General features: G+C 60.2%; 14 protein-coding genes. 4 read left to right on the forward strand and 10 right to left on the reverse strand.

Going from position 1 to position 13,970, the window contains the following annotated elements; translation table 11 throughout:
- Positions 1–171: 171 nt before the first annotated feature.
- The 4 genes from ACR0JN_RS13275 to ACR0JN_RS13290 are packed head-to-tail and all read left to right on the forward strand — an operon-like array spanning position 172 to position 3,077.
- Positions 172–849 (forward strand): cell division ATP-binding protein FtsE, encoded by a 678-nt coding sequence (locus ACR0JN_RS13275; protein WP_480886187.1) that lies wholly within the window; start codon positions 172–174, stop codon positions 847–849.
- The gene (locus ACR0JN_RS13280; RefSeq protein WP_480886189.1) at positions 846–1,745 is read left to right on the forward strand and encodes a cell division protein FtsX; all 900 of its coding nucleotides are present in this window, start codon (positions 846–848) and stop codon (positions 1,743–1,745) included. Before ACR0JN_RS13275 ends, ACR0JN_RS13280 begins: the two co-directional genes overlap by 4 nt.
- The gene (locus tag ACR0JN_RS13285; protein WP_480886191.1) at positions 1,745–2,485 is read left to right on the forward strand and encodes a lysophospholipid acyltransferase family protein; all 741 of its coding nucleotides are present in this window, start codon (positions 1,745–1,747) and stop codon (positions 2,483–2,485) included. The genes ACR0JN_RS13280 and ACR0JN_RS13285 overlap by 1 nt, the downstream gene beginning before the upstream one ends.
- Positions 2,472–3,077, forward strand: coding sequence for a pyridoxamine 5'-phosphate oxidase family protein (locus ACR0JN_RS13290; RefSeq protein ID WP_480886193.1), 606 nt, complete (start codon positions 2,472–2,474; stop codon positions 3,075–3,077). The genes ACR0JN_RS13285 and ACR0JN_RS13290 overlap by 14 nt, the downstream gene beginning before the upstream one ends.
- A 150-nt stretch (positions 3,078–3,227) precedes the next feature.
- Here the strand turns inward: ACR0JN_RS13290 and lpdA are convergent, their stop codons facing one another.
- From lpdA to sucC, 10 genes are all read right to left on the reverse strand, one after another.
- Positions 3,228–4,616: a dihydrolipoyl dehydrogenase gene (gene lpdA / locus ACR0JN_RS13295; RefSeq protein ID WP_480817656.1), complete on the reverse strand. Its 1,389-nt coding sequence runs from the start codon at positions 4,614–4,616 to the stop codon at positions 3,228–3,230.
- A gap of 143 nt (positions 4,617–4,759) precedes the next feature.
- On the reverse strand, positions 4,760–5,041 hold the full coding sequence (locus ACR0JN_RS13300; protein WP_480817655.1) for a hypothetical protein: 282 nt from the start codon (positions 5,039–5,041) through the stop codon (positions 4,760–4,762).
- A gap of 99 nt (positions 5,042–5,140) precedes the next feature.
- Positions 5,141–5,410 (reverse strand): hypothetical protein, encoded by a 270-nt coding sequence (locus ACR0JN_RS13305; RefSeq protein ID WP_480817654.1) that lies wholly within the window; start codon positions 5,408–5,410, stop codon positions 5,141–5,143.
- Between the two features lie 2 nt (positions 5,411–5,412).
- On the reverse strand, positions 5,413–6,924 hold the full coding sequence (odhB, locus tag ACR0JN_RS13310) for a 2-oxoglutarate dehydrogenase complex dihydrolipoyllysine-residue succinyltransferase (protein ID WP_480886195.1): 1,512 nt from the start codon (positions 6,922–6,924) through the stop codon (positions 5,413–5,415).
- Between the two features lie 2 nt (positions 6,925–6,926).
- Complete coding sequence (locus tag ACR0JN_RS13315) at positions 6,927–9,884, reverse strand: 2-oxoglutarate dehydrogenase E1 component (RefSeq protein ID WP_480886197.1); 2,958 nt, start codon at positions 9,882–9,884, stop codon at positions 6,927–6,929.
- On the reverse strand, positions 9,881–10,423 hold the full coding sequence (locus ACR0JN_RS13320; protein WP_480817651.1) for a DUF805 domain-containing protein: 543 nt from the start codon (positions 10,421–10,423) through the stop codon (positions 9,881–9,883). Before ACR0JN_RS13320 ends, ACR0JN_RS13315 begins: the two co-directional genes overlap by 4 nt.
- Before the next feature lie 9 nt (positions 10,424–10,432).
- Positions 10,433–11,245 carry a hypothetical protein gene (locus tag ACR0JN_RS13325; protein ID WP_480886199.1) on the reverse strand — a complete coding sequence of 271 codons (813 nt, stop codon included), beginning with the start codon at positions 11,243–11,245 and terminating at the stop codon, positions 10,433–10,435.
- Positions 11,245–12,126, reverse strand: a complete 882-nt coding sequence (gene sucD / locus ACR0JN_RS13330) for a succinate--CoA ligase subunit alpha (RefSeq protein WP_480886201.1) — start codon at positions 12,124–12,126, stop codon at positions 11,245–11,247. The genes ACR0JN_RS13325 and sucD overlap by 1 nt, the downstream gene beginning before the upstream one ends.
- 31 nt (positions 12,127–12,157) lie before the next feature.
- Positions 12,158–12,676, reverse strand: a complete 519-nt coding sequence (locus ACR0JN_RS13335) for a hypothetical protein (RefSeq protein WP_480886203.1) — start codon at positions 12,674–12,676, stop codon at positions 12,158–12,160.
- Positions 12,676–13,869: an ADP-forming succinate--CoA ligase subunit beta gene (sucC, locus tag ACR0JN_RS13340; RefSeq protein ID WP_480886205.1), complete on the reverse strand. Its 1,194-nt coding sequence runs from the start codon at positions 13,867–13,869 to the stop codon at positions 12,676–12,678. Before sucC ends, ACR0JN_RS13335 begins: the two co-directional genes overlap by 1 nt.
- Positions 13,870–13,970 lie beyond the last annotated feature (101 nt).

Here is a 13,970-nt window from a genome sequence, read left to right on the forward strand (position 1 = left end):
GAAATAGTCGGCGCGATAGTTGTTTTTTCAGGAATGATATTCCGTTAAGACCCAACAGCAAAGGGCGTTTTCGGTTTCACGGGCCAACTGTCACCAATTCGACCCGGTGCAGGCATTGAAACCACCACCGCGCTCGGGCAAGAAGAGCGGCAAAAGAACCTGGGGGCACCTGTGATCGAGCTGGAAAATGTCAGCTACACCTATGGCGGTGGCGAATTGCTGAGCGATGTCTCGGTGCATTTGCAGCCCGGATCGTTCCATTTTCTGACCGGGCCGTCGGGGGCGGGCAAAACGACGCTGCTGAAACTGTGCTACGGCGCATTGTTGCCGACCTCGGGGCGGCTGAGTGCGTTTGATCAGGATATCTCGGCTTTGGATCGGGATCAGATGGCGCTGCTGCGCCGCCGGATCGGTGTCGTGCATCAGGATTGCCAGTTTCTGGATCACATGACGCTGGCAGAAAACGTGTCCCTGCCGCTGATGGTGTCCGGCCGTGCCGAATCCGCCGAACAGGACAACCTGACCGAATTGCTGAACTGGGTCGGACTTGGCGCCCGGCTGGAGGCCCGCCCGCCGGAACTGTCAGGCGGTGAACGTCAACGTGCCGCACTGGCGCGGGCGGTGATCCTGTCGCCCGATGTGGTGCTGGCGGATGAGCCTACCGGCAATGTGGATTGGGAGATGTCCCAACGTCTGCTGCGCCTGCTGATCGAGCTGAACCGGATGGGCAAGACGGTTCTGATCGCCACCCATGACCTGAGCCTGATCCGGGCCGCCAAAAGTCAGGTTCAGGCCCGCGTCCTGCGCATCTCGCAGCGACGGCTGCAACTGGCGGGAGCGGACCTATGAGCAAGGGTGACATCCGCAACCTGCTGCATCGCGACAAACGCGCTGATCGGGTAGTACCGCCGACGGGCTACACGGCGCATCTGACCCTGTTTGTGTCCGGCGCGATGGCGTTTCTGGCGGTTTTTGCGCTTGCTTTGTCGCTGGCGTCGGGCCGAATTGCAGACCGCTGGGCGACGGAACTGGCCGGGGCGGCGACCTTGCGGATCAATGCCCCGGCCGAACAGCTTGCCGCCCAGACCGAGGCCGCGCTGACCGTGTTGGGTCAGACCCCCGGCGTTGCATCCGCCCGCGCCCTGACAGCCGACGAACAGGCCGAACTGCTGTCGCCGTGGTTCGGGCCGGACCTGCCGCTGGACACGCTGCCCATCCCGCAACTGATCCAGATTGTCGAAGGCGATCCGGGTCTGGACGCCGCCGGTCTACGCCTGCGTCTGGGGGCCGAGGTGCCGGGCGCGGTTCTGGACGACCACACACGCTGGCGCGAACCCTTGGTCGAGGCCGCCATGTCGCTGCGTCGGTTGGGCTGGATTTCGATCCTGCTGATCGGCGGCGCGACGGCGGCGATGATCACACTGGCCGCCAATGCCTCGCTTGCCGCCAACGCCCAGATCATCGAAGTGCTGCGTCAGGTCGGCGCGCGTGACCGGTTCATAGCCGGAGCCTTTGTCCGGCGCTTCACCTACCGGGCGCTGTTTGGGGCCGCCGTGGGCACACTGCTGGGCATGACGGGTGTTCTGCTGCTGCCCGAGGCCTCGGACGCGGGCGGTTTTCTGTCGGGCGTCGGCTTTCAGGGCGGTGACTGGGCCTTGCCGGTCTTCATCCCCCTGCTGGGTTCATTAGTGGCGTTTTTTGCCACATGGAACGCCGCACGCCGGAAACTAAAGGAGCTTTCGTGATGCTTATGGCGGTTCAATGGGTGCGCTCGCTGATCTTCATGATCACGATCTATGTCTGGATGCTGATCCTTGGCATCCTGTTCCTGCCCTATGCGGTGTTTTCTAAACGCGGCGCGTCGAGTGCCTGCATGACCTACGCCCGCACGACGCTGTGGCTGACCCGCTGGATGGTTGGTATCCGCAGCGAGGTGCGCGGAACACCCCCGACGGGCGAAGTGGTGATTGCGGCCAAACACCAATCGTTTCTCGACATCATCATGATCTTCAGTGCCATTCCCCACGGAAAGTTCATCATGAAGAGGGAACTGCTATGGACGCCGGTCATCGGCATGTATGCGCGACGTCTGGGCTGTATCCCGGTCAATCGCGGCAAAAAGGGTGCGGCGGTGGCCAAGATGGTCAAGGACGTGGCCAAGGAATTCGCCGAGCCCGGGCAATTGGTCATCTACCCGCAAGGCACACGGGTCGCGCCGGGGGCGCAGAAACCCTATAAGGTCGGCACCGCCGTCCTGTACGAGGGCCTCGGGTTTCCCTGTGTGCCCGTCGCCACTAATGCGGGCGTGTTCTGGCCGCGTACTGGTGTCCTGCGCAAGCCGGGACTGGCGATTGTCGATTTCCTCGACCCGATCGAGCCGGGCGTGGGGCGGGATGCGTTCCTCGGGCGACTGGAGACGGTTATCGAAACACGCTCGAACGAATTGATGCGCGAAGTGGGGTTTGATCCGGATGGAGTTCATTGAAGATATCGCAACGCTTGAGGGTTTGTATGGTACGCCCGGCGCGCGGTCTTTGCGCAAGGTGGCCCATCGGCTGACGCCGCTCTATCGCAAATGGATCATGACCGCGCGGCTTTGTATGCTTAGCACCGTCGGGCCAGAAGGCGTCGATGGCAGCCCGCGCGGCGATGAGGGCCCTGTTGTGCTGGAACTGGACCCAGGTACGCTGGCGCTGCCCGACTGGCGCGGAAACAACCGCCTGGACAGCCTGCGCAACATCGTGCGCGACCCGCGCGTGTCGCTGATGTTCCTTGTGCCCGGCTCGAACAACGTCGTGCGCGTGAACGGCGCGGCGCGCCTGACGGCGGACGAAACCCTGCGCACCCGGTTCGAAAAACTCGGCAAACAACCCGCAACCGTCATCGTTATCGAAATTGCCGAGATTTACACCCAATGCGCCCGCGCGCTGATGCGCGCGCAGACATGGGCAGGTGGTGATGATGCTGAGGGCTTGCCAAGTGTCGGAGAGATTCTGGCCGAAATGACCGCCGGAGAAGAAGGTGGCGCACGCTATGACCAGGAATGGGGAGCGCGCGCCGCCAAGACGATGTGGTAGAAAAGGGGGCTCTGCCCCCGCCGCGGCAAGCCGCGACTCCCCCGGGATATTTAGAGCCAGATGAAGCAGGGGATCCGTTCTTCATCTGGCTAAAAATATCCCGGAGCGCGAGGCAGAGCCTCGCATCCCGAGCTTTCAACCCTTACAGGTTCACGAGTGGATTGGACCGTCGCCACAAGCCAGCGCCGCCTCGCGCACGGCTTCCGAATAGGTCGGATGCGCGTGGCAGGTCAGGGCCAGATCTTCGGCAGAGGCACCGAATTCCATCGCAACGCAGACCTCGTGGATCAGATCGCCCGCGGCTGGGCCGATGATGTGTGCGCCCAGAATGCGGTCGGTGTCCTTGTCGGCAAGGATTTTGACAAACCCGTCAGCGGCGAAATTTGCCTTGGCGCGGCCGTTGCCCATGAACATGAACTTGCCGACCTTATAGGCACGGCCCTGTTCTTTTAGCGTCGCTTCGGTTTCGCCGACATTGGCGACCTCGGGCCAGGTGTAGATCACGCCCGGAATGACGCCATAGTTCACATGGCCATGCTTGCCAGCGACCTGCTCGGCGGCGGCCATGCCCTCGTCTTCGGCCTTATGGGCCAGCATCGGGCCTTCGGTCACGTCGCCGATGGCGTAGATGCCCGGCACGTTGGTTTGCCAGTCAGCACCCACCTTGATCTGACCGCGCGGTGTCATCTCGACGCCCAGAGCCTCCAGCCCCAGGCCATCCGAGAACGGCTTGCGACCCGTGGCGACCAGCACGGTGTCGGCGTCAATCACATGCTCGCTGTCATCTTTCAGCAACTTGTAGGTCACTTTGGCCTTGGTCTTGGTGGCCTCGGTCTTTTGCACCGCCGCGCCCATGACGAAGGTCAGGCCCTGTTTCTTGAGGATACGCTGGAAGGTCTTCTGCACCTCGGGGTCCATGCCCGGCGTGATTTCCTTGAGGAACTCGATCACCGTCACCTCGGCCCCAAGACGGCTGTAGACCGAGCCCAGTTCCAGTCCGATCACACCGGCACCGATCACCACCATCTTCTTTGGGATCTTGCCCAGAGACAGCGCTCCGGTCGAGGTGACAACGACCTTTTCATCCACGTAGACACCCGGCAGCGCCGATGGCTCGGACCCCGAGGCGATGATGATGTTCTTGGCTTCGTGCACCTCGTCACCGACCTTGACCTGACCAGCGGCGGGGATCGAGCCCCAGCCTTTCAGCCAGTCGATCTTGTTCTTCTTGAACAGGAACTCGATGCCCTTGGTGTTGCCCTCGATCACCTCGTCCTTATAGGCCTGCATTTGCTTCCAATCGACCGACGGTGATTTGCCCTTCAGGCCCATCTTGGCAAAGTTATGCTCGGCCTCATGCAGTTGGTGGCTGGCATGCAGCAGCGCCTTGGACGGGATGCAGCCGACGTTCAGACAGGTGCCGCCCAGCGTCTCGCGCCCTTCGACCACGGCGGTTTTCAACCCCAGTTGGGCGCAGCGGATGGCGCAGACATAGCCGCCGGGGCCGGCTCCGATTACGATGACGTCATATTGAGACATGGGTTACTTTCCTTCCGAAAACCGACTCTGTTCCCAAGTCAGTGTTATTAAGTTTACCGCTTATTTTCCTGAGCGTGGCAAGGCTTATATGGCCGTTTAGCTTGCCATTCTTTCGGAACGAGCGTCTTGCAATTTTCATAGAGTTAGCCATCGAAAACGTCTCGGTACCAAGATTCCAGCTGCGAGTAGATAACACTGCAAATTTCTTCTTTAACATCGATCTCAGCCAGGTTCATATTCCTGTTTGATGCTTGCTCTTGAAACTCTTCGCAGTATTCCACCGCTTTTATGACCTCTGTTGTGCGCTGAAGCACGCGCATGTCTGATTCGGCTATCCACTGGTACATTGGGAATAATGCTGCAGTCGCGACAAAAATAATCACGATCTTCTCAATTATACCTATTAGATTTGAGAACTTTTCCATGAGAAGCAAACTCTAGCCAGCTACGTCGTCAGTCTAAGAGCACAAGGTTCCCGGGCATTAAGTGGTCACGTCGCCCTGATCGGGGCGACGTGGTTTGGCTCAGACCGGCTCGAGCAACTTGATCGAGATATGGGCGATGCCGCCGCGTTCGTGGTGCATCGCCAATTCCTCGGACCCAAAAAAGGCCCGGGCCTTGTCCAGATTCGTAACCTCGAACATGGCAATCGCATGGTCGCGCTGATCAGGGTCGCGCCAGACGTGCAGGTCGCGGATGCCCGCGGCCTTGCGCATCGGCTTATCCTCACGAAACACTTTCAGCCAGGCGTCGAAATCGGCCACATCGGCCTGCCAGAGTACATGCGTTGCCATGATTACAGATCCATCAGCAGGCGGCGCGGGTCTTCCAGCGCCTCTTTCACGCGAACAAGGAAGGTCACGGCTCCTTTGCCATCGACGATCCGGTGGTCATAGGACAGGGCCAGATACATCATCGGGCGGATCTTGATCTCACCATTGATAACCATCGGGCGGTCCTGGATCTTGTGCATGCCCAGAATGCCCGATTGCGGTGGGTTCAGAATGGGCGAAGACATCAGCGAGCCATAGACACCGCCGTTCGAGATGGTGAAGGTCCCGCCCTGCATCTCGGCCATCGACAGCTTGCCGTCACGGGCGCGCTTGCCCTTTTCGGCGATGGCTTTTTCGATCGCTGCGAAGGACATCGAATCCGCGTCGCGGATCACCGGAACCACCAGACCCTGAGGCGTACCGGCGGCCACGCCCATATGGACAAAGTTCTTATAGACGATGTCGGTGCCGTCGATCTCGGCATTCACCTCGGGCACTTCTTTCAGCGCGTGACAGCAGGCCTTGGTGAAGAAGGACATAAAGCCCAGACGTACGCCGTGCTTCTTCTCGAACTGGTCCTTGTATTGGTTGCGCAGGGCCATCACCTCGGTCATGTCCACCTCGTTATAGGTGGTCAGAATCGCGGCGGTGTTCTGCGCGTCCTTCAGGCGCTTGGCGATGGTCTGGCGCAGACGGGTCATGCGCACGCGTTCCTCGCGTGAGGCATCCTCGGCGGCGACAGGCGCGCGCGGGGCCTGGGCAGCGGGGGCGGGCACAGCCGCCGCAGGCGCTGGGGCCGAGGCCGCTGCTGCAACGGCATTTGCCACGTCTTCTTTCATGATGCGGCCATCGCGGCCCGTGCCGGTGACCTGATCGGCAGAGAGACCGGCCTCGGCCATGGCTTTCTCGGCAGACGGCGCGTTTGCGACGTCCTTGCCACTTGCCGCTGCTGCGGGAGCCGCCGCAGGTGCCGCCGGGGCTGCCGCTGCACTCGCCGCCGCGCCGGAAATCACCGCCAGCTTGGCTGTGGCATCCACGGTTGCGCCTTCGGGGGCCACGATCTCGGCCAGAACGCCCGCCGCCGGGGACGGAACCTCGACCGAGACCTTGTCGGTTTCCAGCTCACACAGCATCTCATCCTGCGCGACGCTGTCGCCGACCTGCTTGAACCATGTGGAAACGGTCGCCTCGGTTACGGATTCGCCCAGAGTGGGCACCATCACGTCAACGCTGCCACCCGATGCCGCTGGAGCCGCCGCAGGGGCAGGGGCCGCTGCGGGCGCGGGGGCTGCGCCTTCGCCTGCCGCGATGGTCGCAAGCAGCGCGTCGACGCCAACCGTTTCACCTTCGGCGGCGACAATCTCACCCATGACGCCAGCCGCCGGAGAGGGGACCTCGACTGTCACCTTGTCAGTCTCCAACTCGCACAGCATTTCATCCACCGCCACGGCGTCGCCGGGTTTCTTGAACCAGGTTGCAACCGTGGCTTCGGTGACGGATTCGCCCAGCGTGGGAACACGAACTTCAATGGACATCATTACTTTCCTTCAATGCTCAGCGCTTCGTTCACCAGCGCTTCTTGTTGGGCTTTGTGTTGGCTGGCCAGACCCGTCGCGGGCGAAGCGGATGTGGCGCGGCCCACATAGCGTGGCCGTGTGTGTTTGGCCTTAATGCGGGTCAGGACCCATTCGATATTGGGTTCGATAAAGGTCCAGGCCCCCTGGTTCTTGGGCTCTTCCTGACACCAGACAATCTCGGCCCCTTTGAAGCGCTCAAGCTCGTTGATCAGCGAATGCGCCGGGAAGGGGTAGTATTGTTCGATTCGCATCAGGTAGACGTCGTCGATGCCGCGCGCGTCGCGCTCTTCCAGCAGGTCATAGTAAACCTTGCCGGAACACAGAACGACCCGTTTGATCTTGTCGTCTTTGACCAGTTTAGTGTCCGAATTCCCGTGCTGCGCATCATCCCACAGCACCCGGTGGAAGCTGGAGCCGGTGGTGAACTGATCCGCCGTACTGACCGCCAGCTTGTGCCGCAGCAGCGATTTCGGCGTCACCAGGATCAGCGGTTTGCGGAAGGTGCGGTGCAGCTGACGGCGCAGGATGTGGAAATAGTTCGCAGGCGTGGTGCAGTTCGCCACGATCCAGTTGTCCTGACCGCACATCTGCAGGAACCGCTCCAACCGCGCCGAGCTGTGTTCGGGGCCCTGCCCCTCGAACCCGTGCGGCAACAGGCAGACGAGACCTGACATCCGCAGCCATTTGCTTTCGCCCGAGCTGATGAACTGGTCGAACATGATCTGCGCACCATTGGCAAAATCGCCAAACTGCGCCTCCCACAGGGTCAGCGCGTTTGGTTCCGCCAGCGAGTAGCCGTATTCGAACCCCAGCACCGCATATTCCGACAGCATCGAGTCGATCACTTCGTATTTCGACTGACCCTTGCGGATGTTGTTCAGCGGGTAATACCGATCCTCAGTGTCCTGATGTATGAACCCCGAGTGGCGCTGCGAGAATGTCCCGCGCGTGGCGTCCTGACCGGACAGGCGCACCGGATACCCCTCGGTCAGCAGCGAGCCAAAGGCCAATGCCTCACCCGTCGCCCAGTCGAAGCCTTTGCCAGAGTCGAACATCTGCTTCTTGTGGTCCAGCAGGCGGGCCACTGTCTTGTGCACGGCGATATCGTCCGGTGCATGGGTCAGGGCCTTGCCGACCTCGGCCATCGTGTCCGGAGCAATGGCGGTTTCGCCGCGCACATATTCCTCTTTGCTTTTGTCCATATGCGACCAGCGCCCGTCCAGCCAGTCGGCCTTGTTGGGCTTGAAGTCTTTCCCGGCCTCGAACTCATCATTCAGATGGGCCTGGAAGGCGGCCTTCATATCCTCGATCTCGCCTTCGGGGATCAGCCCGTCCTTGACCAGCCGCTCAGTGTAGAGGCTCAGCGTGGTTTTATGGGTCTTGATCTTCTTGTACATGATCGGGTTGGTGAACATGGGCTCGTCGCCCTCGTTATGGCCAAACCTGCGATAGCAGAAGATGTCGATCACCACGTCCTTGTGGAACTTCTGGCGGAACTCGGTGGCTACCTTAGCGGCGTGAACAACTGCTTCGGGGTCGTCACCGTTCACGTGGAAGATCGGCGCTTCGACCATCAGCGCGATATCGGTGGGATAGGGGCTGGAGCGGCTGAAATGCGGCGCAGTTGTAAAGCCGATCTGGTTGTTCACCACGATATGCATGGTGCCGCCGGTCTTGTGCCCGCGCAGGCCGCTCAGGCCGAAGCCTTCGGCCACAACGCCCTGACCAGCAAACGCCGCGTCGCCATGCAGCAGGATGCCCATAACCGCCGTCCGGTCGGTATCCTTCAACTGATCCTGCTTGGCGCGGACCTTGCCCAACACAACCGGGTTCACCGCCTCAAGGTGCGAGGGGTTGGCGGTCAGTGACAGGTGGACCGAGTTCCCATCGAACTCGCGATCACTCGACGCGCCGAGGTGATATTTCACGTCGCCCGAGCCATCTACGTCTTCGGGCTTGAAGCTGCCGCCCTGAAATTCGTTGAAAATGGCGCGGTATGGCTTACGCATCACATTGGCGAGGATGTTCAGACGCCCGCGGTGCGGCATGCCGATCACGATATCCCTGATCCCCAAGGCACCGCCGCGCTTGATGATCTGCTCCATCGCCGGGATCAGGCTTTCGCCACCGTCCAGACCGAAGCGCTTGGTGCCCATGTACTTGACGTGCAGGAATTTCTCGAACCCTTCGGCCTCGACCATCTTGTTCAGGATCGCTTTGCGGCCTTCCTTGGTAAAGGCGATTTCCTTGCCATAGCCCTCGATCCGTTCCTTCAGCCAGGCGGCCTGTTCCGGGTCCGAGATATGCATGTATTGCAGCGCGAAGGTGCCGCAATAGGTCCGTTTCACGATCTCGACGATCTGCCGCATGCTGGCCACCTGCAGCCCCAGCACGTTGTCGATGAAGATCGGGCGATCCATGTCGGCATCGGTGAACCCGTAGGTTCTTGGGTCCAGCTCGGGGCTGGTGCTGGCCGCGCGCATGCCCAGCGGGTCCAGATTGGCGGCCAGATGGCCCCGGATGCGATAGGCCCGGATCAACATCAGCGCCCGCAAGCTGTCCAGCACCGCGCGCTTGATCTGGTCCTCGCTGACCTTCACGCCGGTATCGGCAGCCTTTTCCTTGATCTTCTTGCCCGCCGCCTTGGCGTCAATCTCGGCCCATTCGCCGGTCAGCGCACCGGTCAGATCATCGGCAGGCATCGGAGGCCAGTCGGTGCGCGCCCAGGATGGCCCGTCGGCCTCGCGCTGGATATCCGGCACGGCGTCGCCCATGGCCCGGAAGAACTCACCCCAGGCGGCATCGACCGCACCGGGATCCCGTGTGTATTGGGCATAAAGCTGTTCCAGATATTCGGCATTATGCCCCTGCATGAAGCTTGAGGCATGAAAGGCAGAGTTGGGCGAGTGTTCGGTCATTGGGCTACCTCATATGGGTTGGGACCGTATTGGTTGGTGCCTGGCTGGCTGGGGCGGGCCAGCCACCACAGAACCAGGAGAGGCGACACAAACAAGACAAGCAGTGTCGGAATAACGATCAGCAGAGTGGCACGGGTGAACAGAATGTCCAAATTGCCGCCATGCTGGAAACTGGACGCAAGGCCGATGCCAAAGATTAGAACGGCGAAGGCCCCGAGGGTCAGAAGGATCGGCAGCAGCGCATAAAGCCCGCTGCGTCCGGTATCATGCATCCGCCGCCACGCGACGGCCAGATGCGGGATGAAAACGATCAGTGTCACGATGCTTTGCACCGGCGCCGAGGACGTGGCGGTAACGGCCTTAACCTCATCGGTTTGCGTTTCGGTGACCTGAGTAAAGAACTGCGCATCGATGATCCCGGCGATGATGTTCCAGATCACGATGAACAGGAAAAAGAACCAGTATTCGGGCCGCGTGGCACGACCTGAGAAGGTGAAGAACTTGGCGAAACAGGTGCGGATGGCGTCAGAGAAGGTCATTGGGCTACCTCACTGAAGCTTAGTGGGGGAGATACTGATGACTGCCGGTGGCAGAGCATCGAAGATTTGCGGATCGAATGTTCTTCTGGATTCGGGGAGCTCGATTGTCGTCGATGAATAGAGCGTTCTGAGTGCCGGTTCGTCCAGATTGGCGGCAAAGATATTTGCGTTGCCCGCCGTTCCAAACAAGGCTGTCACGCCGTCCCGGTTGCTTTTTGGCATGTCCTCGGGCCACTTCTCCGCAAAACTGTCGAGCTGTGTTGCGGCATCAAGGATGCTGCTGGGTCCCGCCATGATGCAATAACCTTTACCGAGGCTTACGCCGAGAACTGCCAGTCGGTACTCGCCTTTGCTATATGCGGGCTGGTTCGGAGGCAGCGCAGAGTTGCCCAGAATTGAGGCGGCCATGAAGTCAGCATTGACAATCAAATACCCAAGCTGCGTGCCAAAGTCGTTGCTATTTGCCATCAGTTCGAGGGCTTCGTCGCCAAAGACCGCGAAGTCCCGCGCAAACAATGACCAGAACAGCACGTTCAAACTCGTTTGCTGGGTGTCGGCGGCCTGCCAGCCGAGCTTATTCAACTCGCCATCAACGGCGGCAACGTCGTTTCCGAGGTCTGAACACAGGCTCAGTGCCTCGCGGAAGGTTTCCGTTTCACCGGATGCATGTGAGGGGCCGCACAGAACGCTCAGGGCGGCGAATAATGCACCCGCCCGGCGGCAACGCCGGGCAGCGCCCGACCCTCCCCCCGGGAGGGCGCTTGCAGCACCCACCCAGGATCGGGCGCTGCCCTCAGCGCCTTTGGAGAGTCGGTTTGCCATCAGCCAATCGCTTCCAGCACAGCCTCACCCAGCGTCGCGGGGCTTTCGGCCACGACGATACCGGCGCTGCGCATGGCTTCGATCTTGTCCTCGGCTCCACCCTTGCCACCGGCGACAATCGCGCCCGCGTGGCCCATGCGGCGGCCCGGAGGCGCCGTGCGGCCAGCGATGAAACCAGCGGTGGGTTTCGAACGGCCCTTCTTGGCCTCATCCGCCAGGAACTGCGCGGCTTCTTCCTCGGCCGAGCCACCGATCTCACCGATCATGATGATTGAGTGGGTTTCGTCATCGGCCAGGAACCATTCCAGCACGTCGATATGCTCGGTGCCTTTGATCGGGTCGCCGCCGATGCCCACACAGGTGGACTGGCCCAGACCCACATCGGTGGTCTGCTTGACGGCCTCATAAGTCAGCGTACCCGAACGTGACACAACACCAACCGAGCCGCGCTTGTGGATATGGCCGGGCATAATGCCGATCTTGCAGGCGTCGGGCGTGATAACGCCGGGACAGTTCGGCCCGATCAGGCGCGAGTTCGAGCCTTCCAACGCGCGCTTCACCTTCATCATGTCCAGAACCGGGATGCCTTCGGTGATGCAGACGATCACCTCCATCTCGGCATCAATCGCCTCAAGGATCGAGTCAGCCGCAAAGGGCGGCGGCACATAGATCACCGATGCGTTCGCTTCGGTAACATGCTTGGCCTCGTGGACCGAGTTGAACACGGGCAGGTCAAGATGCGTCATCCCGCCTTTGCCGGGGGTCACACCGCCGACCATCTTGGTGCCATAGGCGATGGCTTGTTCGCTGTGGAATGTGCCCTGCGAGCCGGTAAAGCCCTGACAGATCACTTTGGTATTTTCGTCGATGAGGACTGCCATTTTTAGGAGTCTCCTGATTTCTGAGGTACGGTTAGCGTGTGGACATGGTCAGCTTGGCGAAATCACCAGAAGACTGTTTAAAAAAAACATCCACTTTGATCGCGCGCTGCCCCTTCACCCACTTGGTTGAGTTTCCGCGCCGAGGAGCAGAATCCTGCGTATATCCCGCCGCTTTGAGTTCAGATACAATGATCTCTTGGGCGTCCTTGACGTCCATGCCGTAGAAGCCCTCCAACTGGCAAAGCCACGTAAAGCCAGAGCGACCTTCCAAGCTTCGGCTGTATTCCAAGGTGGAAACAAACGGCGTGTTGAAAGAAACGACTTTGTTTCGCCTTTTGTAGTCGAGCTTTTTTGAGTTAGCCCTCGTAACTTTGTAGCCAAATTCCGTAAGATCCAGCGTGTCGACTGTCCCAGTTACGGCCAGTAAACATGCTTTTGTGATTGAAGACAGCTCTGCACGTGATGGCAGCACTTTCTCGCTTGCAAAAGCGACAGAGGAGAACGTGAACAGACCTGTGGCAATTGCAAAGATGGTGAGCTTTTTACCCATCAACCCTTAACCGCCTTAACGATCTTCTCGGCGCCGTCTTTCAGGTTGTCCGCGGCGATCACGTCCAGGCCAGAGCTGTTGATGATCTCTTTGCCTTTCTCGACATTCGTGCCTTCCAGACGCACGACCAGCGGAACCTGCAGGCCGACCTCTTTCACCGCAGCAACAACGCCCTCGGCGATGACGTCGCAGCGCATGATGCCGCCGAAGATGTTGACCAGAATGCCTTTGACCTGCGGGTCCGAGGTGATGATCTTGAACGCTTCGGTCACTTTCTCTTTGGTCGCACCACCGCCCACGTCGAGGAAGTTGGCAGGCTCGGCCCCATAGAGCTTGATGATGTCCATCGTGGCCATCGCCAGACCGGCACCGTTGACCATGCACCCGATCTCACCATCCAGCGCAATGTAGTTCAGGTCATATTTCGAGGCTTCCAATTCCTTGGGGTCTTCCTCGGTCGTGTCGCGCAGCTCGGCAATATCCGGGTGGCGATAGACCGCGTTGCCGTCGAAACCGACCTTGGCGTCCAGCACTTTCAGGTCGCCCTTGTCCGAGACGATCAGCGGGTTGATCTCCAGCATCTCCATATCCTTCTCGACGAAGGCGTTATAGAGCTGGTTCATCAGCTTGACGCATTGCTTGACCTGCGCGCCTTCCAAACCCAGCGAGAACGCGATGCGGCGGCCGTGATAGGGTTGATAACCAGTGGCAGGGTCCACCGAGAAGGACAGGATCTTTTCAGGCGTGGCAGCCGCCACCTCTTCGATATCCATGCCGCCTTCGGTCGAGCAGACAAAGGAAATCCGGCTGGTCTGGCGATCCACCAGCAGGGCCAGATACAGTTCCCGCTCAATGCCCGAACCGGCCTCGATATAGATGCGGTTGACCTGCTTGCCCGCGGGGCCAGTCTGATGCGTGACCAGCGTGCGGCCCAGCATCTTCTTGGCTTCCTCGGCGGCTTCCTCCACCGATTTGGTCAGACGCACACCGCCCTTTTCACCGGCGTCGGCCTCTTTGAACGAGCCCTTGCCGCGCCCGCCCGCATGGATCTGCGCCTTGACGACCCACAGGGGCCCATCCAGTTCACCGGCTGCGGTTTTGGCTTCCTCGGCGCGCAGAACCGCGCGACCGTCGGAGACCGGAGCGCCATAGCTGCGAAGAAGCGCTTTGGCCTGATATTCGTGAATGTTCATCGAAATTGTCCCGTCTGACTACGATTACACCGTTATTGGCGTGTCTAAGGGTCAAGTTTAAAGGCTTTTTTGACAGAGGAGAAGATTTTCACGAAGATTTT

Source organism: Ruegeria sp. G12 (genome assembly GCF_056533565.1).